We start from the raw sequence: 21880 nt of genomic DNA on the forward strand, positions 1-21880 counted from the left end.
GGGGTGCGGTGCCGTGCCGGATGTCGCGGGCCGGTGAAACCTCTCCGGTCGCGGCGCTAGGTGCCGGTGACCGCGCTGGACGGGGGCGCGGTGCTGCCGGGGCGGCTGCGGACGTCGTCGGTGCACTCGTAGCGGCGCAGGGCGGCCGGGACGGGGCCGCCGAGGATGACCGAGCCGTCGCCCTCGGTGGCGGCGGAGTCGGACAGCGTGCAGACGAGCTGGGCGAGGGCGTACGAGGTCAGGCGGCCCGGGACGGTGCTGAGGCGGAGGGTGTCCTCGGGGTCCTTGGGGCCGGGTCCGGTCGCGCTCAGACCGCCCGGCACGTACGTCGTGTACCCGGCGGAGCGCTCGGCGGCCGACGGCGCCGCGGCGAGCTGGTCCAGGAGACCCTGCGCCACCATCACCCGGCGCTTGGCGTCCGGGGTGCCCTCCGGCACGCGCACGGTCCGGTCCACGGTCACCAGGGACGCCCCGCACAGCAGGAAGACCTGCACCGGTACGCCCTGCGAGGTCTGCGCGGCCAGGTCGGGCCCGGCCAGCGAGCACGGCACCCGCGAGGGCGCCGCGCCGAAGTCGGTCGGCACCTCCGTGGCCCGGATGCCGCAGCCGGTGAGCAGGGCGCCCAGGAGGGGCAGCGCCAGCAGGCGTCGTACGGTCATGACCCCTCCTTTCTCGGACTCTCGTTCGTGTCGGACGTGCTGTTCTTCGTGCCGTCGTCCGCCTCCTCCGTCAGCCGGGAGGCGTCCCTGGGCAGCCGCAGTGTGAACACCGCTCCGCCCTCCGGGGAGTTGGCTGCGGTGATCTCACCGCCGTGGATGTGGGCGTTCTCCATGGCGATGGAGAGGCCGAGCCCGCTGCCCTCGGAGCGCGGACGGGAGGCGCTCGCCTTGTAGAAGCGGTCGAAGACGTGCGGGAGGACGTCCTCGGGGATGCCCGGGCCGTGGTCGCGGACCTGGATCACCATGTCCTCGTCGGCCACGCGCACCGACACCCGGACCGGCGAGCCGCCGTGCTTGAGCGCGTTGCCGATCAGGTTGGCGAGGATGACGTCCAGCCGGCGCGGGTCGAGGAGGGCGTGGACGCCCCGGTCGGCGTCCAGTTCTACGGCGTCCAGCCAGGCCCGGGCGTCGATGCAGGCGGTGATCTGGTCGGCGACGTCGACGTCGTCCAGCACCAGCCGGGCGGTGCCCGCGTCGAAGCGGGTGACCTCCATCAGGTTCTCGACCAGGTCGTTCAGCCGGCGGGTCTCGCTGACCACCAGCCGTACCGCCGGTTCGATCATCGGGTCGATGCTCCCCGACTCGAACTCCAGCTCCTCCTCCAGCACCTCCGTCACGGCGGTGATGGCGGTCAGGGGGGTCCGCAGCTCGTGGCTCATGTCGGCCACGAACCGGCGGGACGCGTCGTCCCGCGCGGCCATCTCCGCGACCCGCTTCTCCAGTGCCTCCGCCGCGTTGTTGAACGTCCGTGAGAGGTCGGCGAGTTCGTCCGTGCCCGAGACCCGCAGCCTGGTGTCCAGCCGGCCCTCGCCCAGCCGCCGGGCGGCCACGCCCAGCCGGTGCACCGGCTTCAGCACGGTCGTGGCGGCGGCCTGCGCGAGCAGCGCGGCGCCGATCAGGGCGAGGCCGGTGGCGATGCCCAGCGACCAGGCCAGCGAGTTCAGGTCCTTGGCCTCCGGCTCCAGGGACTTCGACATGTAGCCGGTGGGGCCGCCGCCGATCACCCTCGTGCCGGCCACCAGATACGGCGTGCCGTGGTTCACGACCCGCTGCCAGTACAGGTGGTACGGCTCCTTGTTGGTGTCGGAGACCTTCTGCTGCTTGTTCACGGCCGTGCGCAGCGACGTCGGCACGTCCTCCAGCGAGAAGCCGTTGATCCCGCCCGAATTGCCGTACACCGCCTTGCCGTTCGTGTCCTGGCCGACCAGGAGCACGCTGAAGCTCTGGCTGCTCGTGGCCATCTGGCCCGCGGTGCGCTGGAGTTCGTCCTGGGTGGGGTGCGCGGGCAGCGCGCCCGCGCGGTTCTGCATCTCCTGCCGGAAGTCGCGCAGCACCGCGTCCTGGGCGCGGGTGAGCACGGCCTCGCGGTTGAGCCAGTAGGCGATGCCCGACGCCGACACCGCGGCGGTGAGGGCGACCAGCCCGAAGACGACGACGAGCCGCAGCCTGAGGCTGGTGAACCTGAGCCGCGACAGACTTCCCGTGCGCCCCGCGGCCCAGCCGCGGAACCCCCCCTGCGTGTCGGTCACTGAGGGGCGTCCAGGCGGTAGCCGACACCCCGGACCGTACGGATCAGGGTCGGGGACGACGGGACGTCCTCCACCTTGGCGCGCAGCCGCTGCACGCACGCGTCCACCAGGCGGGAGTCGCCCAGGTAGTCGTGCTCCCACACCAGCCGCAGCAACTGCTGCCGGGACAGCGCCTGGCCGGGCCGCCGGCTCAGCTCCAGGAGCAGCCGCAGCTCGGTCGGGGTCAGCTGCAGGTCCTCGCCGTTCTTCGTCACGGTCATCGCCGAGCGGTCGATCACCACGTTGCCGAACGTCGCCGAGTCGCTGGACTCGCGTTCCCCGCGCCGCAGCACGGCCCGGATCCGGGCGTCCAGCACCCGGCCCTGGACCGGCTTGACGACATAGTCGTCGGCGCCGGACTCCAGCCCGACCACCACGTCGATGTCGTCGCTGCGCGCGGTCAGCAGGATGATCGGCAGCTGGTCCGTGCGCCGGATGCGCCGGCACACCTCGAACCCGTCGATGCCGGGCAGCATCACGTCCAGCACGATCAGGTCCGGCCGCTGCTCGCGCAGCAGCTTCAGACCGTCCTCGCCGCTGGCAGCGGTGGCCACCCGGTGTCCCTGGCGCGTCAGGGAGAGCTCCAGGGCCGTACGGATGGCGTCGTCGTCCTCGATCAGCAACAGGGAAGGCACCCGCTCATTCTGGCCCATGGACGGGGTGTCGTACGACCTGTCGGCACCAGGCCCTCCCTACCGCCACCACCTGTGCACTTGCTGTGACGATCCTGCCCCGGACCCCTGTGACAGGTCTGTGACAGTCGGCGGACACGGCGATGAAGTCGCCCCGGCAGAGTTCTCGGCACGGGCAGCGACGGTGAGCCACAAGCGGCCCGGGCAGGACCGAATCACCGGAAGTACACGACGGGGAGCGCGAGATGAACACGCTGCACAGCATCAGCACCAGCGCAGTGGTCACGCGTCTGCACGACGTACACCGGGGTTCCGAGCGGTCCGGTGCCGTGGGCGGGCGGGGGTGCGCTCGCGGCACCGGGCGTCAGCACACCGCTTACATGACGGTGGTTGACGCGCGTACGGGGGAGACGCACGGGGGAAGCGCGTACGGGGAGGACTCGGGGGAGCGCCGTTCGCTGACGGAGGCGGAGTTCACCGCCTACGTCCAGGAGCGACGCGCCTCCCTGTACGCCACCGCCTACCACCTGACCGGGGACCGCTTCGAGGCCGAGGACCTGCTGCAGAGCGCGCTGTTCTCGACGTACCGGGCGTGGGAGCGGATCAGCGACAAGGCGGCCGTCGGCGGGTACCTCCGCCGCACCATGACGAACCTGCACATCAGCGCCTGGCGGCGCCGCAAGCTCAACGAGTACCCGACCGAGGAACTGCCCGAGACGGTGGGCGAGACGGACGCGATGCGCGGCACCGAGCTGCGCGCGGTCCTGTGGCAGGCGCTGGCCCGGCTGCCCGAACTCCAGCGCACCATGCTGGTCCTGCGCTACTACGAGGGCCGCACGGACCCGGAGATCGCGGACATCCTCGGCATCAGTGTCGGCACGGTGAAGTCCAGCATCTGGCGGTCGCTCCGCCGGCTGCGCGAGGACGAGGTCCTCAGCTTCGGCCGTGACGAGGAGAGTGCCTTCGGCGAGCTGGTCGCCTGAGGTCACGGGTCACCGGGGGGTGGCCCACGGGGGGAGCACGGGGGAACGGGGGACCACTGGGGGGTGGGCCCACGGGGGAAGACGGGGGAGAAACAGGAGCGGGACTGGTGGGCCGTGAGGTCCGGCAGTCCCGTTTCCCGTTTCCGGCCGGACGCGGGGTGTCAGGCCACCGTCTGCCGGTGCGCCTGCCGGCCCGCCGCCGCGGCCGCGAGCCGGCCGAGCGCTTCGTCCCGGTCGCACGGGTGCGCGCCGAGGGACACCTGGCGGGAGACGATCGTGCGCTCGGAACGCATCAGGCGCCAGCCGCGGCGCAGCAGGAACGGCACCGACTTGCGGCCCTCCTTCAGGTCCCGCAGGAAGCGCCGCCGGAAGGTGGTGACGGGCCCTCGGGACAGGCACAGCGCGTCCGCGAGCAGACCGAGTTCGCGGCAGCGCCCGACGATCTCCGCGGCGAAGATGCCCTCCGCGATGAACAGCGGGGTACGGCCGATGCTCAGCGTCTCCTCGCCGGTACGGGCGCTCAGCGCGATGTCGTACACCGGCACCGGTGTCGAACCGGAGGCGCACAGCCGGGTGATGGCCTCGACCGCCACGTCGGCGTCCCACGAGCCGGGGTGGTCCCAGTCGATGTCCGAACTCCCCTCCACCAGGGGCAGAGTCGGGTCGTCGGCCTCCTTGTAGAAGTCGTCCAGGCGCAGGACGGGGAGCCCGGAACGGGCGGCGACCAGTGACTTGCCCGAGCCCGAGGGGCCGCACAGCAGCACGACACGGGCGGGGGACGGTGGATGAATGCTCACGGAACACCAGTTTGACGCATGGGGGGCCGCCTGCCGACCCCGCGGGTCGGCTTTTGAGCGTGACTCCGGCCTCAACTACCCTGTGTGCCGACATCCTTACCCTGCGCACCAGAAGGTGGCATCAGCGATGGCCCGACACACCTCATCCCAGCACCCCGCCGCGCAGCGCGCCCTGATCGCCCTCGCGAGCGCGGGAGCGGCACTGGGCGCGGGCGCGGCGACCGCGCACGCGGCCTCCGCGCCGGTCGTGGACGTGCCGTGGCGGCCCACCTCGCTCGGCCACATCGACCCGCAGGCCGGGCTCACGGCCCTCACCGGCACCGTCGGCTTCGTCACCGGACCGGTGACGGGACTCAAGCCCAACCCGCTGGCGGGCACGGGCGTGGACCCCCTGGACAACGGGGTGGGCACCAGGATCGCCGACTTCAAGCCGGTGGGCTCGCGGATGCTGACGGCTCCGGTCGCCGAGGCGAGCTCGCTCGGCACCCTGCCCGTCGCGGGTCAGGTCCTCGGAGCGCTGGGCCGCTGAGGCGCCCCGTGCGGGGTGCGGGGAACCGCGCGACCGGCCGCGCACCGCACGTGGCGGCCGGCGCCGGCGGTTCCCCGCCCGGACTCCGTCAGTAGGAGGACCCCGACGCGCCCAGCGAGCCCGTCGGGTGCCAGACCGTCTTCGTCTCGAGGAACGTCGTCATCCGGTCGATGCCCGGCGTCTCGAAGTAGTCCACAGGCTGTGGACGAAGGACGCGCTTCAGGTTGTCCGCCGCCGCGATCTCCAGCTCCTTCGCCAGCACCTCGTCGGCGCCCGCGAGGTCGATCGCGTTGACGTCCTGGTGCGCGGCCAGCGGCGCCGCGATCTCGGCCGTACGGCCGGACAGGACGTTGACCACACCACCGGGGACGTCGGAGGTGGCCAGCACCTCGCCCAGGGACAGGGCGGGCAGCGGGGCCTTCTCGGAGGCGACCACGACGGCCGTGTTGCCGGTGGCGATCACCGGGGCGAGCACCGAGACCAGGCCCAGGAACGACGACTCCTGAGGGGCCAGGACGGCGACCACACCGGTCGGCTCCGGCGAGGACAGGTTGAAGAACGGACCCGCCACCGGGTTGGCGCCGCCGATCACCTGGGTGATCTTGTCGGTCCAGCCGGCGTACCAGACCCAGCGGTCGATCGTGGCGTCCACCACCGCGGCGGCCTTCGACTTCGACAGGCCCTCCGCCTCGGCGACCTCGCGCACGAACTGCTCGCGGCGGCCCTCCAGCATCTCCGCGACGCGGTACAGCACCTGGCCGCGGTTGTACGCGGTGGCGCCGGACCAGCCGCCGAACGCCTTGCGCGCGGCGACCACGGCGTCGCGGGCGTCCTTGCGCGAGGACAGGGGAGCGTTGGCCAGCCAGTTGGCCTTGGAGTCCGTCACCTCGTACACCCGGCCGCTCTCGGAACGCGGGAACTTCCCGCCGACGTACAGCTTGTAGGTCTTGAAGACAGACAGTCGGTCAGACATCGAGGTACGCCTCCAGGCCGTGGCGGCCGCCCTCGCGGCCGAAGCCCGACTCCTTGTAACCGCCGAACGGCGAGGTCGGGTCGAACTTGTTGAACGTGTTGGACCAGACGACACCGGCCCGCAGCTTGCTCGCGACGGCCAGGATCCGGGAGCCCTTCTCGGTCCAGATGCCCGCCGACAGGCCGTACTGCGTGTTGTTCGCCTTGGCGACCGCCTCGTCGGGGGTGCGGAAGGTGAGGACCGACAGCACCGGGCCGAAGATCTCGTCGCGGGCGATGGTGTGCGCCTGGGTGACGTTCGTGAAGAGCGTCGGGGCGAACCAGTAGCCGGAGGAGGGCAGTTCGCAGGCCGGGGACCAGCGCTCGGCGCCTTCCGCCTCGCCCTTCTGGGCGAGCGAGGTGATCCGGGCCAGCTGCTCGGCGGAGTTGATCGCACCGATGTCGGTGTTCTTGTCCAGCGGGTCGCCGAGGCGGAGCGTGGACAGGCGGCGCTTCAGGGCGTCCAGCAGTTCGTCCTGGACCGACTCCTGGACCAGGAGGCGGGAGCCCGCGCAGCAGACCTGGCCCTGGTTGAAGAAGATGCCGGTGACGATGCCCTCGACGGCCTGGTCGATCGGCGCGTCGTCGAAGACGATGTTGGCGCCCTTGCCGCCCAGTTCGAGCGTGAGTTTCTTGTCCGTGCCGGCGACCGTGCGGGCGATCTCCTTGCCGACGGCGGTGGAGCCGGTGAAGGCGACCTTGTTCACGTCCGGGTGCGCGACGAGCGCGGCGCCCGCGTCGCCGTAGCCCGGAAGGATGTTGACGACGCCCTTGGGCAGGCCCGCCTGGCGGCAGATGTCCGCGAAGAACAAGGCGGACAGCGGGGTCGTCTCGGCCGGCTTCAGGACGACCGTGTTGCCGGCCGCGAGCGCCGGGGCGATCTTCCACGCCAGCATCAGCAGCGGGAAGTTCCAGGGGATGACCTGGCCGGCCACGCCCAGCGGACGGGGGTCGGCGCCGAAGCCCGCGTGGCCGAGCTTGTCGGCCCAGCCCGCGTAGTAGAAGAAGTGCGCGGCGACCAGCGGAAGGTCCGCGTCGCGGGTCTCCTTGATCGGCTTGCCGTTGTCCAGCGTCTCCAGGACGGCCAGCTCGCGGCTGCGCTCCTGGACGATGCGGGCGATGCGGAACAGGTACTTGGCGCGCTCGGAGCCGGGCAGCGCCGACCACTTCTCGAACGCCTTGCGGGCCGCCTTCACGGCGCGGTCGACGTCCTCGGAACCCGCCTGCGCGACCTCCGAGAGGACCTCCTCCGTCGACGGCGAGACGGTCTTGAAGACCTTGCCGTCCGCGGCCTCGGTGAACTCACCGTCGATGAACAGGCCGTACGAGGGCGCGATGTCGACGATCGAGCGGGACTCGGGCGCTGGTGCGTACTCGAATGCGGATGCCATGGTGATCAGTCCACCGTTACGTAGTCGGGGCCGGAGTAGCGGCCGGTGGCCAGCTTCTGACGCTGCATCAGCAGATCGTTCAGGAGCGAGGAGGCGCCGAAGCGGAACCAGTGGTTGTCCAGCCAGTCCTCGCCGGCCGTCTCGTTGACGAGGACGAGGAACTTGACGGCGTCCTTGGTGGTGCGGATGCCGCCGGCCGGCTTCACGCCGACCTGGACGCCGGTCTGGGCGCGGAAGTCGCGCACCGCCTCCAGCATCAGCAGGGTGTTGGCGGGGGTGGCGTTGACCGCGACCTTGCCCGTGGAGGTCTTGATGAAGTCGGCGCCGGCCAGCATGCCGAGCCAGGAGGCGCGGCGGATGTTGTCGTACGTCGACAGCTCGCCGGTCTCGAAGATGACCTTCAGCCGGGCGCTCGTCCCGCAGGCCTCCTTCACGGCGACGATCTCGTCGTACACCTTGAGGTACTTGCCCGCGAGGAACGCGCCACGGTCGATGACCATGTCGATCTCGTCGGCGCCCGCGGCGACGGCGTCGCGGACGTCGGCCAGCTTCACGGCGAGGGCGGCGCGGCCGGCCGGGAAGGCGGTGGCGACCGAGGCGACCTTCACGCCCGAGCCGGCGACGGCCTCCTTGGCGACGGCCACCATGTCGGGATAGACGCAGACGGCCGCCGTGGTCGGGGTCGTCCGGTCCGTCGGGTCGGGGTGGACCGCCTTGGCGCCGAGCGCCCGGACCTTGCCCGGGGTGTCCGCGCCTTCCAGCGTCGTCAGGTCGACCATCGAGATGGCGAGGTCGATGGCGTACGCCTTCGCGGTGGTCTTGATGGAACGGGTGCCGAGAGACGCGGCGCGCGCCTCCAGGCCGACCGCGTCGACGCCGGGCAGCCCGTGCAGGAAGCGGCGCAGCGTGCTGTCGGACGCGGTGACGGCGGCGAGAGCGTTGGCTGGGGGTGCAGTGGTGGGCATGGTCACCAGACGAGCATATCTACGCGCGTAGTTTCTGTACACCCCAGGCGCTCATCTCGTGCCTTGTCGATCACGGATGAGCGCCGTGACCGGGGCGCGTGGCGGCGCCCGCACCGGCGTCGTGCACAATCGGGCCATGACGACCCCGGACCACCAGTCACCCGCGTCACGGCCTCCGGCGCCCGGAGCCAAGGACCGGATCTACCGCTCGCCGATGGCGCTCGCGGGCGGCGTGCTGCTGCTCGCGGTCGTCGCCTGGCTGGGCTTCGACGCGCTGTTCCACGGCCACGGGCGTACCCCGTGGCTGGCGCTCGCCGGAATGATCCTGGTCTTTCCGCTGGTGATCGCCTTCACGCTGCGCCCGGCCGTGTTCGCGAACGAGGACCGGCTGCGGATCCGCAACCCGTTCCGGGTGATCACCGTGCCCTGGGGCCAGGTGGCGCAGCTGCGCTCCAGCTTCTCCAACGAGGTCATCACCGAGTCCGGCACCAAGTACCAGCTGTGGGCCGTCCCGGTCTCGCTGCGGGCCCGCAAGCGGGCCGAACGGCGCCAGGTCAAGGCGGCGGCGGACGCGGCCCGGGGCCGCTCGGCGGGCGGACGGATCGGCGGGCTCGGCGCGGGTGGCTACAGCCCCGGCGGCTTCGGCTTCGGGGGCGGGTTCGGCCAGCGCGACGACACCGCCGGTCCGACCCGGGCGGAGACCGACAAGGTCATGGACGACCTGCGCGAGCTCCTGGACGGCCGCGGCGACGCGGAGACGGCCCAGGGCGAGGTCACGGTCCGCTGGGCCTACGAGGTGGCCGCGCCCGCCGTGGCCGGGGCGATCCTGCTGGCCATCCTGCTCGCCACCGGGTGAGCGCAGGCCCTAGGGCCGGCCCTGGGCGCCCCCGATGCCGGTGTGACAGAACCCCCGGGTGCCGTGGAGCACCCGGGGGTTCCGCCGTGCCGGGGCTCGCTGTGGCACCCGGCACGGGGGTCAGATGCCGGCCGCGGCCGACAGGTCCCGCTTGACCGATTCCAGGAGCTGCGTCGCGCGCTCCCGGGCGGCCGGGAGCCCGGCGTGGCCGGCGACCGGGACGACGACCTCCAGGTAGCACTTCAGCTTGGGCTCGGTGCCGCTGGGGCGGACGATGACCCGGGCGCCGTCCAGGGTGTAGCGCAGGCCGTCGGTGGGCGGCAGCCGGTCGGTGCCCCGGGTCAGGTCCTCGGCGCGGGTGATGGCCAGACCGGCCAGCTCGGTCGGGGGCTGCTCGCGCAGGCGGCGCATCGCGTCGGAGATCACCGAGAGGTCCTCGACACGGACCGAGAGCTGGTCGGTCGCGTGCAGACCGTGTTCGACGGCGAGGTCGTCGAGCAGGTCGAGGAGGGTGCGGCCCTCCTCCTTGAGCACCGAGGCCAGCTCCGTGATCAGCAGCGCGGCGGTGATGCCGTCCTTGTCGCGCACGCCCTCCGGGTCCACGCAGTAGCCGAGGGCCTCCTCGTAGCCGTAGCGCAGACCGTCCACGCGGGCGATCCACTTGAAGCCGGTGAGCGTCTCCTCGAACGGCAGGCCCGCCTTCTCGGCGATCCGGCCGAGCAGGGACGAGGAGACGATCGACTCCGCGAAGGTGCCGGACGCCCCGCGCCGGACCAGGTGGGCGGCGAGCAGGGCGCCGACCTCGTCGCCGCGCAGCATCCGCCACTCGCCGCCGTCCTGCACGGCCACCGCGCAGCGGTCGGCGTCGGGGTCGTTGGCGATGACGAGGTCCGGGTCGGTCGCGCGGGCCCGCGCGAACGACAGGTCCATCGCGCCCGGCTCCTCCGGGTTGGGGAAGGCGACCGTCGGGAAGTCGGGGTCCGGGTCGGCCTGCTCGGCGACCAGCACCGGCTCGGGGAAGCCGGCGCGGGCGAAGGCGGCCAGCAGCACGTCCCGGCCCACGCCGTGCATGGCCGTGTAGACCGTGCGGGCGGTGCGCGGGGAGCCGGCGGCCAGGACCGCGTCCGTACGGGCCAGATAGGCGTCCAGGACCGCGTCGTCGAGGATCTCCCAGCCCTCCTGTGGACGGGGCACGTCGTGCAGGGAGGCGATCGCGTCGATCTCCGCGGCGATCCCCGCGTCCGCGGGCGGCACGATCTGGGAGCCGTCGCCGAGGTACACCTTGTAGCCGTTGTCCCGGGGCGGGTTGTGGCTCGCGGTGACCTCGACGCCCGCGACCGCGCCCAGGTGCCTTATGGCGAAGGCCAGGACGGGGGTGGGCAGCGGGCGGGGGAGCACGGCGGCGCGCAGGCCGGCGCCGGTCATCACGGCGGCGGTGTCGCGGGCGAAGTCGGCGGACTTGTGGCGGGCGTCGTAGCCGATGACCACGAGGCCGGCGTCCTCGCCCCCGTGCGGGGTCCCGTCCTTCTTCAGGTACGCGGCGAGTCCGGCGGCGGCGCGGATGACGACGCTGCGGTTCATGCGCATGGGACCGGCGCCCAGCTCGCCGCGCAGTCCGGCGGTGCCGAACTGCAGCGTGCCGCCGAACCGGTCCGCCAGCTCCGTGACGTCACCGGCGTCGATCAGCTTGCCCAGTTCGTCGCGGGTCTCCGCGTCCGGGTCCTCGGCGAGCCAGGCCTTGGCCCTGCTGATGAGATCGTCGTGCACCTTGGGATCAACCTCTCCTAGTCTTCGCCGGGGGCTCGGCCCCCGGACCCCCGTCGGCCCGCCCGCCCGTCCGGGACCGTCGGCGGGACAGCGGGCGGGCGTGACAGCGGGCGCTTACAGCTTGCCCAGCACCTGGCCCAGCAGCGCGCCCATGCGCGCCGCGGAGTCGCGGCCCGCCTGGAGGACCTCCTCGTGGTTGAGGGGCTCGCCGGTCATGCCGGCGGCGAGGTTGGTGACCAGGGAGATGCCCAGCACCTCGGCGCCGGCCTCGCGGGCGGCGATGGCCTCGAGCACCGTGGACATGCCGACCAGGTCCGCGCCGATGACGCGGGCCATGCGGATCTCGGCCGGGGTCTCGTAGTGCGGGCCGGGGAACTGCGCGTAGACGCCCTCCTCCAGGGAGGGGTCGATCTCCTTGCACAGGGCGCGCAGGCGCGGCGAGTACAGGTCCGTCAGGTCGACGAAGTTGGCGCCGACGATCGGCGAGGTCGCCGTGAGGTTGATGTGGTCGCTGATCAGGACCGGCTGGCCCGGACGCATGCCCTCGCGCAGACCGCCGCAGCCGTTGGTGAGCACCACGGTCTTGCAGCCGGCGGCGACGGCGGTGCGCACGCCGTGCGCGACGGCGGCGACGCCACGGCCCTCGTAGTAGTGCGTGCGGCCCAGGAAGACCAGGGCGCGCTTGTCACCGAAGGAGTACGAGCGGACCTTGCCGCCGTGGCCCTCGACGGCCGGCGGCGGGAAGCCCGGCAGCTCGGTGACCTGGAACTCGGCGTCGGGTGCGCCAAGGGCGTCGACGGCCGGAGCCCAGCCGGAGCCCATCACGAGGGCGACGTCGTGGGTCTCGGCGCCGGTCAGTTCGCGCAGGCGCGCGGCGGCGGCGTCGGCGGCGGCGTAGGGGTCGCCCTGGATGTCGTCCGGAAGAAGAGATGCGTTCACGGGACTGAGGGTAGCCGCTCTTCGCCTACGCGCGTAGATGACAGACATCACGGGATGGGGATCGTTGTCTTGTCGTTTTCCACGAGGCGCGTCCCGCCCGCCGTCCGGCCCTGCCGAATCCGCCGGGACCGGCGCCGTCAGCAGGGCCGCTTCCGCAGTTCCATCACGTAGTCGTGGGGCGCCCCGGCGGACTCCGCCGCGTCGGCGACTTCGCCCAGGTAGCGTGCCGACGGCAGCCCGCCCTCGTAGCCGTTGAGGACATAGGTCCAGGCCGGTTCCTCGCCGTCCAGGGTGTGCACCCGGACCCGCACGCGCCGGTAGATGCCGAGGCCCACGCCCTCCCACCGGTCGAGCGACTCCTCGTCCATGGGTGCGATGTCGTAGAGACCGACGAAGACCTGCGCCAGCGGCTCCTCGACGATCGTCGCCAGCGCGCCCTCCCAGCCGAGCTGCTCGCCGCCGAAGGTCAGCCGCCAGTCGTTCAGCCAGCCCGTGGCGCGCAGCGGGGAGTGCGGGGCACGGCGGGACATCAGCCGCGCGTCGAGGTTGCCGGCGTACGCGGCATAGAGCGACATGGGGAGAGGGTACGGCAGGGGCCGCGCGGGCCTCTCCCGCCCCGGGAGCGAGCCCCGGGCAGTAGCACCTTGAAGCGTGCGGGACAATGGAGTACGTGACTCGGATCGTGATCATCGGTGGCGGACCCGGCGGATACGAAGCTGCGCTGGTGGGCGCCCAGCTCGGCGCGGAGGTGACCGTCGTCGACTGCGACGGCCTGGGCGGGGCGTCGGTGCTGACCGACTGCGTGCCGTCGAAGACCCTTATCGCTACGGCCGAGGTCATGACGACCTTCGACTCGTCGTACGAGGAACTGGGCATCATCGTCGCCGACGACACCCCGCCGCTGGAGCAGGCGGCCCGGGTGGTCGGCGTCGACCTGGGGAAGGTCAACCGCCGTGTGAAGCGGCTGGCCCTCGCCCAGTCCCACGACATCACCGCCTCCGTCACCCGCGCGGGCGCCCGGGTCATGCGCGGCCGCGGCCGGCTGGACGGCATGCAGGGCCTCGACGGGTCCCGCAAGGTCGTCGTCACCGCCGCCGACGGCACCGAGGAGACCCTCGACGCCGACGCCGTGCTCATCGCCACCGGCGGGCACCCGCGCGAGCTGCCCGACGCCCAGCCCGACGGCGAGCGCATCCTCAACTGGACCCAGGTCTACGACCTCGACGAGCTGCCGGAAGAGCTGATCGTGGTCGGTTCCGGTGTGACCGGTGCCGAGTTCGCCGGCGCCTACCAGGCGCTGGGCTCCAAGGTGACCCTCGTGTCGTCCCGGGACCGCGTGCTGCCGGGCGAGGACCCGGACGCGGCCGCCGTCCTGGAGGACGTCTTCCGCCGCCGCGGCATGAACGTCATGGCCCGCTCCCGCGCGCAGTCCGCCAAGCGGGTCGGCGACCGGGTCGAGGTGACGCTGGCCGACGGCCGGGTCATCAGCGGCACCCACTGCCTCATGGCCGTCGGCGCCATCCCGAACAGCGCGGGCCTGGGCCTGGAGGAGGCCGGCGTCAAGCTGCGCGAGTCCGGTCACATCTGGACCGACAAGGTGTCGCGCACGACCGCTCCCGGTGTCTACGCGGCCGGGGACGTGACCGGTGTCTTCGCCCTCGCGTCCGTCGCCGCCATGCAGGGGCGCATCGCCATGTACCACTTCCTGGGCGACGCGGTGGCCCCGCTGAACCTGAAGACCGTCTCCTCGAACGTCTTCACCGACCCCGAGATCGCCACCGTCGGCTACTCGCAGGCGGACGTGGACGCGGGCAAGATCGACGCCCGGGTCGTCAAGCTGCCCCTGCTGCGCAACCCGCGCGCCAAGATGCAGGGCATCCGGGACGGCTTCGTGAAGATCTTCTGCCGCCCGGGTACGGGCATCGTCGTCGGCGGTGTCGTCGTGGCGCCCCGCGCCTCGGAGCTCATCCACCCGATCTCGATCGCCGTCGACAACAATCTGACAGTCGAACAGATCGCGAACGCCTTCACGGTGTACCCCTCCCTTTCGGGGTCGATCGCGGAGGTCGCCCGGCAGCTCCACACCCGCAAGGCGACCGGCGAGGCCTGACGTCCGGCGCCAACTTCCCGCTGGTCACAGGGAGTTGTCGAGCATGCGTGCGGCATAGTCGGGGCGGGTAAGCCCTATACCACTTCCCGCTCTGCCATGCGAACATCTTCTGTTATTCGGCGCAAACTGCTGAAACCAGACGGTCGCTGGGGTTACTGTCAGTTTCGTGTTCGCTGCTGAACGTCGCCAATTGATCCTCGAAATGGTGCGAGCGAACGGTGCCGTGTCGCTCCGTGAACTCGCCCGCGTCGTCCAGACCTCCGAAGTGACCGTACGGCGGGACGTGCGGGCACTGGAGGCAGAAGGACTCCTCGACCGCCGGCACGGCGGTGCGGTACTGCCCGGTGGGTTCACGCGGGAGTCGGGCTTTCCGCAGAAGTCCCATCTCGCGACCGCCGAGAAGACGGCCATCGCCGACCTCGCCGCGGGCCTCGTCGAAGAAGGCGAGGCGATCGTGGTCGGCGCGGGTACCACCACACAGGAGCTGGCCCGCCGGCTCGCGCGGGTGCCCGGCCTGACCGTCGTCACCAACTCCCTGCTGGTCGCACAGGCGTTGGCCCATGCCAACCGGGTCGAGGTCGTGATGACCGGCGGCACCCTGCGCGGCTCCAACTACGCACTCGTCGGTTCCGGCGCCGAGCAGTCCCTCCAGGGCCTGCGCGTGTCGAAGGCCTTCCTGTCCGGGAGCGGGCTCACCGCCGAGCGGGGGCTGTCCACGTCCAACATGCTCTCGGCGTCCGTCGACCGGGCGCTGGTGCAGGCCGCCGCGGAGGTCGTGGTCCTCGCCGACCACACCAAGCTGGGTACGGACACGATGTTCCAGACCGTGCCGACCGACCTGATCACCCGGCTGGTCACCGACGAGCCGCCCGCCCACGACGACCGTGCGGCCACCGAGCTGCAGGCCCTCGCCGATCAGGGGGTGCAGATCGCCGTGTCCGGGGCGAGCGGGAACCCGGGGGGTGAGCAGGTCCCGGCGGCGCGGCGCGCTCCGCTGCCGGGGCCGCGCAGGGGCCAGGTGCCCGGTGGGGCGCTGCGGTCGGCCTCGGTGCTGGGGGAGCAGCCGACGGGCTCGGAGCGGGCCCGGGTCGCGGACCTGCGACGGCGGTGACCGTCACGCCGGCGCTGCGCCACCGTGCCGAGGGGCCTCCGCCGCGTGCCGGCAAAGGACCGGGCGCCCCGTCCCGGGACCGCGCGAAGGCGTCCCGGTCCACGGTCCCGTAACGCCCACGGGCCCCACGCCCCGCCGCGCAAGGAGCTCGTCCTCCAGATCCCCGGGCAGGACGAGACCTGGCCTCCGGCGGGACGAGGGCGAGTCTCGGGCAGTGGCTGGTGGCGCGAGGCCGGGCTGTGGCTTGAGGTCGAGCCTCGGGCGGTGCTGGAGCGAGCCTCCGGCGGGATGAGGCGGAGCCCTGGGGAGTGGCTTGCGGCCGATCCCTGGGCGGGATGAAAGCGAGCCTCGGGCCGTGGCCCGAGGCCCGGGCGGAACGAGAACGAGCCTCCGGCGGGACGAGACCGGGCCCCGGGCAAGTGGCCCCCGGCCGGTCCCCTGGCGGGAGGAAGCCGAGCCCTGGGCAGTGGCTCGAGGCCGAGCCTCGGGGGAACGAGACCGGGCCGCGGGCAGTGGCTTGTGGGCGGGGCCAACAAGGCGGCCGTGCCGCCGTCGTCGGCTCGCTCGTGGCGGACGTCGCCGCGTGACCGTGTGGCAGGGCCGTGAAGAAGTTCATGTCGGCGCGGGTGGCGTCGTTCGCACGGGCTGGGTGCTTCGCTCGTGGCCGGGCGGGCGGCGGCTCGGCTTTCAGGTGGGCAGGGTCCGCCGGACGGGTGAGGACCCGGGGGCGGCCGTGGGCCGGCGGCGCGTCGCCTCGCTCGTACGCAGGCGGCCGGGGCCCGCGTACCCCCTCAGAACGCGGTACAGGGGCGTCTGGGGCGCTTTGAGGGGCAGGCCGGGCGGGAGGGCCGCGGCGAGGAGCAACGGCGCGCTGTGGCCCACCGAGGCGTGCCCGAACCCTGCGGGGCGCGGAGGCCGGACGCCGGTGCCGCGGCACCGGCCTCGGCGAGCCCCGCTCGGGAGCCCGGAAACGGAGTCGGCCCCCGGTGGGTACCGGGGGCCAACTCACGTGTCGTGCCGCGGACTTCAGTCCTTGATCTCGCAGATCGCCGCGCCCGAGGTGACGGACGCGCCGACCTCGGCGCTCAGGCCCTTGATGGTGCCCGCCTTGTGCGCGTTCAGCGGCTGCTCCATCTTCATGGCCTCCAGGACGACGACCAGGTCGCCCTCCTTGACCTCCTGGCCCTCCTCGACCGCGATCTTGACGATCGTGCCCTGCATCGGGGAGGCGAGGGTGTCGCCGGAGGCGACGGGGCCGGACTTCTTGGCCGCGCGGCGCTTCGGCTTGGCGCCGGCCGCGAGGCCCGTGCGGGCCAGGGACATGCCCAGGGACGAGGGCAGGGAGACCTCGAGACGCTTGCCCCCGACCTCGACGACGACGGTCTCGCGGCCGGTCTCCTCCTCCGCCTCGGTGTCGGCGGGAGCGGCGAACGGCTTGATCTCGTTGACGAACTCCGTCTCGATCCAGCGCGTGTGGACCTTGAACGGCTCCGCCGAGCCCTCAAGCTCGGGGGCGAACGCCAGGTCCCGCACGACCGCGCGGTGGAAGGGGATGGCCGTGGCCATGCCCTCGACCTGGAACTCGTCCAGCGCACGGGCGGCCCGCTCCAGGGCCTCCTTGCGGGTCCGGCCGGTGACGATCAGCTTGGCGAGCAGCGAGTCCCACGCCGGGCCGATGACCGAGCCGGACTCCACGCCCGCGTCCAGGCGGACACCGGGACCGGACGGCGCCTCGAAGCGGGTGACCGTGCCGGGGGCGGGCAGGAAGTTGCGGCCCGGGTCCTCGCCGTTGATGCGGAACTCGAACGAGTGACCGCGCAGCACCGGGTCGTCGTAACCCAGTTCCTCGCCGTCGGCGATGCGGAACATCTCGCGCACCAGGTCGATGCCCGCGACCTCCTCGGTCACCGGGTGCTCGACCTGCAGACGGGTGTTGACCTCCAGGAAGGAGATCGTGCCGTCCTGGCCGACCAGGAACTCGCAGGTACCCGCGCCCTCGTAGCCGGCCTCCTTCAGGATGGCCTTCGAGGCGCGGTACAGCTCGGCGACCTGCTCCTCGGACAGGAACGGCGCCGGGGCCTCCTCCACCAGCTTCTGGTGGCGGCGCTGCAGGGAGCAGTCACGGGTGGAGACGACGACCACGTTGCCGTGCTTGTCGGCCAGACACTGGGTCTCCACGTGCCGCGGACGGTCCAGGTAGCGCTCGACGAAGCACTCTCCGCGGCCGAAGGCGGCGACGGCCTCGCGGACCGCCGAGTCGTACAGCTCGGGCACCTCTTCGAGGGTGCGGGCGACCTTCAGGCCGCGGCCGCCACCGCCGAAGGCGGCCTTGATGGCGATGGGCAGGCCGTGCTCCCTGGCGAAGGCGACGACCTCCTCGGCACCGCTCACCGGATCGGGCGTACCGGCCACCAACGGGGCGCCGGCGCGCTGGGCGATGTGCCGGGCGGCGACCTTGTCGCCCAGGTCCTGGATGGCGTGCGGGGGCGGGCCGATCCAGATCAGGCCCGCGTCCAGTACCGCCTGCGCGAAGTCGGCGTTCTCCGAAAGGAAGCCGTAACCCGGATGGACGGCGTCCGCGCCGGACTCCCGGGCGGCGTTCAGGACCTTTTCGATGTCCAGGTAACTGGTGGCCGGGGTGTCACCGCCCAGGGCGAACGCCTCATCCGCGGCGCGGACATGCAGAGCGTCCCGGTCCGGGTCGGCGTAGACGGCCACGCTCGCGATCCCGGCGTCCCGGCAGGCCCGGGCCACGCGGACAGCGATTTCGCCACGGTTGGCGATGAGCACCTTGCGCACGATTGAGGCTCCCTCCTTGAAACAAGCCGAGTTTAGGGACTGCCGACACGGCACTTCGACCCGTCCCCAATGGTGAGCTTGCCCACACGGAGCGTGATTCGAGGCTCGCTCGACCCGCGAAAGCCCTAGTCGCACCTCGGTACGCAGGACTCCTCCGGGAAACCCTAGCCCTGTCATGTGGTCAAGGTCTCTGTGAGGGGGTGCTGCGGCCCACTCCGTTTCTTTGTCGAGTCCCTACGAATGGCCCAATGATTCTTTGCTGCCGCGCGAACCCTTGTCCCCCGGTTTACCCGTTAGTAGCGTTCGCGATGTCTCGAACGTACTTGGGGTAACACGGATCTGGCTGGAGAGTGGGTGGGGGCCGGTGGTGCGCAGGCCGGTGGCGTGGATCGTGACGTTCGTCCTTCTCGCCGAGGCGCTCTTCATCGGGGCGCTGAACTGGTTCCTCGGCGTGGTCGTGGACCGTCAGAAGATGTCCCTGGCCGGCCTCGACCCCCACGTCATGTCGGTGTCCTCGAAGATCGGCGGGGTCGTCTTCGGGCTCTACTTCGCGCTGTGCGCCCTGGTCGCCCTGCTGGTCGCGGTGCGCGACCGCGCCCCCGCGGGCTTCGGCAGGGTCCTGCTGATCAGCGTGGCCGTGGTGCACGCCCTGCTGGGCGCCGTGGCCTTCGGGCTGGTCGGCTGGGCGGCGTTCCTGTTCATGGTCGTGGTGCTCGGGCTCGTCGTCCTGCTCCTGATGACGTACGACCGTGAGGCCGGCCCGGAGCAGGCCGCCCGCGGCGGGGGTGCGGGCGGGGGCGGTGACCCGCGGGCGGAGCCGGAGCCGGCGACCACCCCGGCGGGTGAACCGGTGGGCCGTACGGAGCAGCCCCAGGACGGGGACGACGAGCCCCAGGACTCCGTCCCGGCCGGGTTCACTCGGACGGAGCCCACAACTCCGTGATGCCCACGCCGAGTTCGGCCAGGAGCTTGCGCACGAGGGGCAGGCTGATGCCGATCACGTTGCCGTGGTCGCCGTCGATGCCGTCGATGAACGGCGCCGAACGGCCGTCCAGGGTGAACGCCCCGGCGACGTGGAGGGGTTCCCCGGAGGCCACGTAGGCGGCGATCTCCTCGTCGCTCGGCTCGCCGAACCGGACGACGGTGGACGCCGTCGCCGACACGTACCGCTTGGCCGTCGTGTCCCAGACGCAGTGCCCCGTCTGGAGTACGCCGGCCCGCCCGCGCATGTCCTTCCAGCGGGCCGTGGCCTCCTCGGCGTGGGCGGGCTTGCCGAGGGCCTTCCCGTCCAGTTCGAGGACCGAGTCGCAGCCGATCACGAGGGCCCCCTGGACCTCCGGCCTCGCAGCGACGACGGAGGCCTTCGCCTCGGCCAGGGCGAGCGCCAGGTCCGCCGGGGTGGGGGCGGTGACGGCGTCCTCGTCGACGCCGCTCACGATGACCTCGGGCTCGAGGCCCGCCTGCCGGAGCAGTCCGAGCCGGGCGGGGGACTGGGAGGCGAGCACGAGTCGCCTGCGGCGCGTTGCAGTCATGCCGTCAGGTTAGTCACCCTGCTCCGTCCGGCTCACCTCAGACCGATGACCAGCATGACCAGGACCATCGCCACGGCCATGAAGAAGCCGAGCCGCCGAAGCATCTCCTGCGTCTCGCGCAGTTCCTTCGGCGGCTCGTCCTCGGGGTCCGACCACAGCATGCCCCCAGCGTGCGGCCCGGCCGGGCCGGGGTGCCTGAGTAGGCGTACTCAAATCGGAACCCGGTGTTCTCCTCCCGCGCGTGTCCTTTCCCGCGCCCCCCGCCCGCCTCAGCTCGGCCAGTAGGTCCGGGTCCAGGACGCCGGGCCCGGCTTGGGCAGCCGGGCGGCGGCGATGCGGGACGGGTCGGACCACGCGTCGCGGGGGCCCGGCGCGCCGGACGGCTGCGCCGCCACCGCCGCGGCGCGGGCGCGGACCACCGCCAGGGCGGCGGCCAGCTCCTCGGGGGTCGGGTTGCCTCGTACGACCTTGATCGTCATGTCGGCTCCTGTCGGTCGGCCGGGCCTAGAGGGGGATGTTGCCGTGCTTCTTCGGAGGCAGTGATTCCCGCTTGGTGCGCAGCTGACGCAGCCCGCGGACGATGTGGGCACGGGTGTCGGACGGCATGATCACCGCGTCGATGTAGCCGCGCTCGGCCGCCACGTAGGGGTTGAGGAGGGTGTCCTCGTACTCCCGGATCAGCCGTGCGCGGACCGCCTCGACGTCCTCCCCGCTCGCCTCCGCCTCGGCGATGGTGCGGCGGTGCAGGATGTTGACCGCGCCCTGGGCGCCCATGACGGCGATCTGGGCGGTCGGCCAGGCGAGGTTGATGTCCGCGCCCAGGTGCTTGGAGCCCATGACGTCGTAGGCGCCGCCGAAGGCCTTGCGGGTGATCACGGTGATCAGCGGGACGGTGGCCTCGGCGTAGGCGAAGATCAGCTTGGCGCCGCGCCGGATGATGCCCTCGTGCTCCTGGCCGACGCCGGGCAGGAACCCGGGCACGTCCACGAACGTGAGCACCGGGACGTTGAAGGCGTCGCAGGTGCGCACGAACCGGGCGGCCTTCTCGGAGGCGTCGATGTCGAGGCAGCCCGCGAACTGCATCGGCTGGTTCGCGACGATGCCCACCGGGTGGCCCTCGACCCGTCCGAACCCGGTGAGGATGTTCGGCGCGAACAGGGCCTGCGTCTCGAAGAACTCGCCGTCGTCCACGATGTGTTCGATCACCGTGTGCATGTCGTACGGCTGGTTCGCGCTGTCCGGCACGGCGGTGTCCAGCTCACGGTCCTCGTCGCTGACGGCGAGGTCCGCCTCCTCCGGGAAGACCGGGGGCTCGGACAGGTTGTTGGACGGCAGGTACGACAGCAGCTGCTTGACGTACTCGATGGCGTCCTTCTCGTCGCCGGCCATGTGGTGGGCCACACCGGAGGCGGTGTTGTGGGTGCGGGCGCCGCCCAGCTCCTCGAAGCCGACGTCCTCGCCGGTGACGGTCTTGATGACGTCCGGGCCGGTGATGAACATGTGCGAGGTCTGGTCGACCATGACCGTGAAGTCGGTGATGGCCGGGGAGTACACCGCGCCACCGGCGCAGGGCCCGACGACCAGGCTGATCTGCGGGATGACGCCGGAGGCGTGGGTGTTGCGGCGGAAGATCTCGCCGTAGGCGCCGAGGGAGGCGACACCCTCCTGGATCCGCGCGCCGCCGGAGTCGTTGATGCCGATGACCGGGCAGCCGGTCTTCAGCGCGAAGTCCATCACCTTGACGATCTTCTGGCCGTAGACCTCGCCCAGGGCGCCGCCGAAGACGGTGAAGTCCTGCGAGAACACGGCGACGGGGCGGCCGTCGACCGTGCCGTACCCGGTGACGACGCCGTCGCCGTACGGCCGGTTCTTCTCCAGCCCGAAGTTGGTGGAGCGGTGCCGGGCGAACTCGTCGAGTTCGACGAACGAGTCCTCGTCCAGCAGCAGCTCGACGCGCTCACGGGCCGTCAGCTTGCCCTTGGCATGCTGCTTCTCGACGGCGCGCTCAGAGCCGGCGTGCGTCGCCTCGTGAATGCGCCGCTGGAGATCCGCGAGTTTGCCCGCGGTCGTGTGGATGTCGATCTCTTGGATCTCTTGACGCTCTTCCGGCTCGGACATCGGGATGCGGCTCCCTGCCTGCTCAAAAGGGGGGACGGTTACTCATCCGTAGC

Annotated in this window: 21 protein-coding genes; 6 read left to right on the forward strand and 15 right to left on the reverse strand. The window is 72.0% G+C overall.

What is annotated here, in order from left to right; translation table 11 throughout:
• Positions 1–56: 56 nt before the first annotated feature.
• From ACZ7FF_RS15220 to afsQ1, 3 genes are read right to left on the reverse strand one after another with little or no spacing between them, the layout of a single operon-like run.
• Positions 57–659 carry a hypothetical protein gene (locus ACZ7FF_RS15220; protein ID WP_470812636.1) on the reverse strand — a complete coding sequence of 201 codons (603 nt, stop codon included), beginning with the start codon at positions 657–659 and terminating at the stop codon, positions 57–59.
• Positions 656–2248 (reverse strand): sensor histidine kinase, encoded by a 1593-nt coding sequence (locus ACZ7FF_RS15225; RefSeq protein ID WP_470812638.1) that lies wholly within the window; start codon positions 2246–2248, stop codon positions 656–658. Before ACZ7FF_RS15225 ends, ACZ7FF_RS15220 begins: the two co-directional genes overlap by 4 nt.
• Positions 2245–2922, reverse strand: a complete 678-nt coding sequence (afsQ1, locus tag ACZ7FF_RS15230) for a two-component system response regulator AfsQ1 (protein WP_026248263.1) — start codon at positions 2920–2922, stop codon at positions 2245–2247. Before afsQ1 ends, ACZ7FF_RS15225 begins: the two co-directional genes overlap by 4 nt.
• Positions 2923–3164: 242 nt before the next feature.
• Between afsQ1 and ACZ7FF_RS15235 the strand changes: the two genes are divergently transcribed.
• Positions 3165–3902 (forward strand): SigE family RNA polymerase sigma factor, encoded by a 738-nt coding sequence (locus ACZ7FF_RS15235; protein WP_470812640.1) that lies wholly within the window; start codon positions 3165–3167, stop codon positions 3900–3902.
• Between the two features lie 161 nt (positions 3903–4063).
• Here the strand turns inward: ACZ7FF_RS15235 and ACZ7FF_RS15240 are convergent, their stop codons facing one another.
• Positions 4064–4666: a uridine kinase family protein gene (locus ACZ7FF_RS15240; RefSeq protein ID WP_470812766.1), complete on the reverse strand. Its 603-nt coding sequence runs from the start codon at positions 4664–4666 to the stop codon at positions 4064–4066.
• 160 nt (positions 4667–4826) lie between these two features.
• On the opposite strand from ACZ7FF_RS15240, the gene ACZ7FF_RS15245 reads away from it, so the two are divergent.
• A complete protein-coding gene (locus tag ACZ7FF_RS15245; protein WP_470812641.1) occupies positions 4827–5228 on the forward strand; it encodes a hypothetical protein in 402 nt (133 codons plus the stop codon).
• 88 nt (positions 5229–5316) lie between these two features.
• Here the strand turns inward: ACZ7FF_RS15245 and ACZ7FF_RS15250 are convergent, their stop codons facing one another.
• Genes ACZ7FF_RS15250 through deoC form a run of 3 tightly spaced genes read right to left on the reverse strand, consistent with a single transcriptional unit; the run spans position 5317 to position 8595 of the window.
• Complete coding sequence (locus ACZ7FF_RS15250; RefSeq protein WP_470812642.1) at positions 5317–6201, reverse strand: aldehyde dehydrogenase family protein; 885 nt, start codon at positions 6199–6201, stop codon at positions 5317–5319.
• A complete protein-coding gene (locus ACZ7FF_RS15255) occupies positions 6194–7630 on the reverse strand; it encodes an aldehyde dehydrogenase family protein (protein WP_470812643.1) in 1437 nt (478 codons plus the stop codon). The genes ACZ7FF_RS15250 and ACZ7FF_RS15255 overlap by 8 nt, the downstream gene beginning before the upstream one ends.
• A 5-nt stretch (positions 7631–7635) precedes the next feature.
• The gene (gene deoC / locus ACZ7FF_RS15260) at positions 7636–8595 is read right to left on the reverse strand and encodes a deoxyribose-phosphate aldolase (protein ID WP_470812767.1); all 960 of its coding nucleotides are present in this window, start codon (positions 8593–8595) and stop codon (positions 7636–7638) included.
• Positions 8596–8731: 136 nt separating this feature from the next.
• On the opposite strand from deoC, the gene ACZ7FF_RS15265 reads away from it, so the two are divergent.
• On the forward strand, positions 8732–9451 hold the full coding sequence (locus ACZ7FF_RS15265; protein ID WP_470812644.1) for a PH domain-containing protein: 720 nt from the start codon (positions 8732–8734) through the stop codon (positions 9449–9451).
• 120 nt (positions 9452–9571) lie between these two features.
• Here the strand turns inward: ACZ7FF_RS15265 and ACZ7FF_RS15270 are convergent, their stop codons facing one another.
• The 3 genes from ACZ7FF_RS15270 to ACZ7FF_RS15280 form a co-directional block, all read right to left on the reverse strand.
• Complete coding sequence (locus tag ACZ7FF_RS15270) at positions 9572–11218, reverse strand: phospho-sugar mutase (protein WP_470812645.1); 1647 nt, start codon at positions 11216–11218, stop codon at positions 9572–9574.
• A 114-nt stretch (positions 11219–11332) separates the two neighbouring features.
• Positions 11333–12157, reverse strand: a complete 825-nt coding sequence (locus tag ACZ7FF_RS15275; protein WP_470812646.1) for a purine-nucleoside phosphorylase — start codon at positions 12155–12157, stop codon at positions 11333–11335.
• 137 nt (positions 12158–12294) lie between these two features.
• Entirely contained in the window at positions 12295–12732 is a 438-nt protein-coding gene (locus ACZ7FF_RS15280; protein WP_470812647.1) for a gamma-glutamylcyclotransferase family protein, read from the reverse strand.
• 86 nt (positions 12733–12818) lie between these two features.
• On the opposite strand from ACZ7FF_RS15280, the gene ACZ7FF_RS15285 reads away from it, so the two are divergent.
• On the forward strand, positions 12819–14267 hold the full coding sequence (locus ACZ7FF_RS15285) for an NAD(P)H-quinone dehydrogenase (protein ID WP_470812648.1): 1449 nt from the start codon (positions 12819–12821) through the stop codon (positions 14265–14267).
• A 166-nt stretch (positions 14268–14433) separates the two neighbouring features.
• Positions 14434–15378, forward strand: a complete 945-nt coding sequence (locus ACZ7FF_RS15290) for a DeoR/GlpR family DNA-binding transcription regulator (RefSeq protein ID WP_470812649.1) — start codon at positions 14434–14436, stop codon at positions 15376–15378.
• A gap of 1026 nt (positions 15379–16404) precedes the next feature.
• Here ACZ7FF_RS15290 and ACZ7FF_RS15295 read toward each other — a convergent pair.
• Positions 16405–18177 (reverse strand): acetyl/propionyl/methylcrotonyl-CoA carboxylase subunit alpha, encoded by a 1773-nt coding sequence (locus ACZ7FF_RS15295; RefSeq protein WP_470812650.1) that lies wholly within the window; start codon positions 18175–18177, stop codon positions 16405–16407.
• Between the two features lie 391 nt (positions 18178–18568).
• Between ACZ7FF_RS15295 and ACZ7FF_RS15300 the strand changes: the two genes are divergently transcribed.
• Positions 18569–19120 (forward strand): hypothetical protein, encoded by a 552-nt coding sequence (locus ACZ7FF_RS15300; RefSeq protein WP_470812651.1) that lies wholly within the window; start codon positions 18569–18571, stop codon positions 19118–19120.
• On the opposite strand, the gene ACZ7FF_RS15305 is transcribed toward ACZ7FF_RS15300, so the two are convergent.
• The 4 genes from ACZ7FF_RS15305 to ACZ7FF_RS15320 form a co-directional block, all read right to left on the reverse strand.
• Positions 19092–19709 carry a Maf family protein gene (locus ACZ7FF_RS15305; protein ID WP_470812652.1) on the reverse strand — a complete coding sequence of 206 codons (618 nt, stop codon included), beginning with the start codon at positions 19707–19709 and terminating at the stop codon, positions 19092–19094. The two genes, ACZ7FF_RS15300 and ACZ7FF_RS15305, sit on opposite strands and share 29 nt — an antisense overlap.
• A gap of 32 nt (positions 19710–19741) precedes the next feature.
• A complete protein-coding gene (mmpB, locus tag ACZ7FF_RS15310; RefSeq protein ID WP_470812653.1) occupies positions 19742–19870 on the reverse strand; it encodes a morphogenic membrane protein MmpB in 129 nt (42 codons plus the stop codon).
• A gap of 108 nt (positions 19871–19978) precedes the next feature.
• Positions 19979–20188, reverse strand: a complete 210-nt coding sequence (locus tag ACZ7FF_RS15315) for an acyl-CoA carboxylase epsilon subunit (RefSeq protein WP_470812654.1) — start codon at positions 20186–20188, stop codon at positions 19979–19981.
• A 25-nt stretch (positions 20189–20213) separates the two neighbouring features.
• Positions 20214–21827, reverse strand: coding sequence for an acyl-CoA carboxylase subunit beta (locus ACZ7FF_RS15320; protein ID WP_470812655.1), 1614 nt, complete (start codon positions 21825–21827; stop codon positions 20214–20216).
• Positions 21828–21880 lie beyond the last annotated feature (53 nt).

The organism is Streptomyces sp. NPDC037126 (assembly GCF_055605965.1).

What these genes read in the sequence shown, in the direction of transcription:
- ACZ7FF_RS15220 (WP_470812636.1), bottom strand. Translation starts at nt 659, where the DNA reads ATGACCGTACGACGCCTGCTGGCGCTGCCCCTCCTGGGCGCCCTGCTC.
- ACZ7FF_RS15235 (WP_470812640.1), top strand. Translation starts at nt 3,165, where the DNA reads ATGAACACGCTGCACAGCATCAGCACCAGCGCAGTGGTCACGCGTCTG.
- ACZ7FF_RS15245 (WP_470812641.1), top strand. Translation starts at nt 4,827, where the DNA reads ATGGCCCGACACACCTCATCCCAGCACCCCGCCGCGCAGCGCGCCCTG.
- ACZ7FF_RS15250 (WP_470812642.1), bottom strand. Translation starts at nt 6,201, where the DNA reads ATGTCTGACCGACTGTCTGTCTTCAAGACCTACAAGCTGTACGTCGGC.
- ACZ7FF_RS15255 (WP_470812643.1), bottom strand. Translation starts at nt 7,630, where the DNA reads ATGGCATCCGCATTCGAGTACGCACCAGCGCCCGAGTCCCGCTCGATC.
- deoC (WP_470812767.1), bottom strand. Translation starts at nt 8,595, where the DNA reads ATGCCCACCACTGCACCCCCAGCCAACGCTCTCGCCGCCGTCACCGCG.
- ACZ7FF_RS15265 (WP_470812644.1), top strand. Translation starts at nt 8,732, where the DNA reads ATGACGACCCCGGACCACCAGTCACCCGCGTCACGGCCTCCGGCGCCC.
- ACZ7FF_RS15280 (WP_470812647.1), bottom strand. Translation starts at nt 12,732, where the DNA reads ATGTCGCTCTATGCCGCGTACGCCGGCAACCTCGACGCGCGGCTGATG.
- ACZ7FF_RS15285 (WP_470812648.1), top strand. Translation starts at nt 12,819, where the DNA reads ATGGAGTACGTGACTCGGATCGTGATCATCGGTGGCGGACCCGGCGGA.
- ACZ7FF_RS15305 (WP_470812652.1), bottom strand. Translation starts at nt 19,709, where the DNA reads ATGACTGCAACGCGCCGCAGGCGACTCGTGCTCGCCTCCCAGTCCCCC.
- mmpB (WP_470812653.1), bottom strand. Translation starts at nt 19,870, where the DNA reads ATGCTGTGGTCGGACCCCGAGGACGAGCCGCCGAAGGAACTGCGCGAG.
- ACZ7FF_RS15315 (WP_470812654.1), bottom strand. Translation starts at nt 20,188, where the DNA reads ATGACGATCAAGGTCGTACGAGGCAACCCGACCCCCGAGGAGCTGGCC.
- ACZ7FF_RS15320 (WP_470812655.1), bottom strand. Translation starts at nt 21,827, where the DNA reads ATGTCCGAGCCGGAAGAGCGTCAAGAGATCCAAGAGATCGACATCCAC.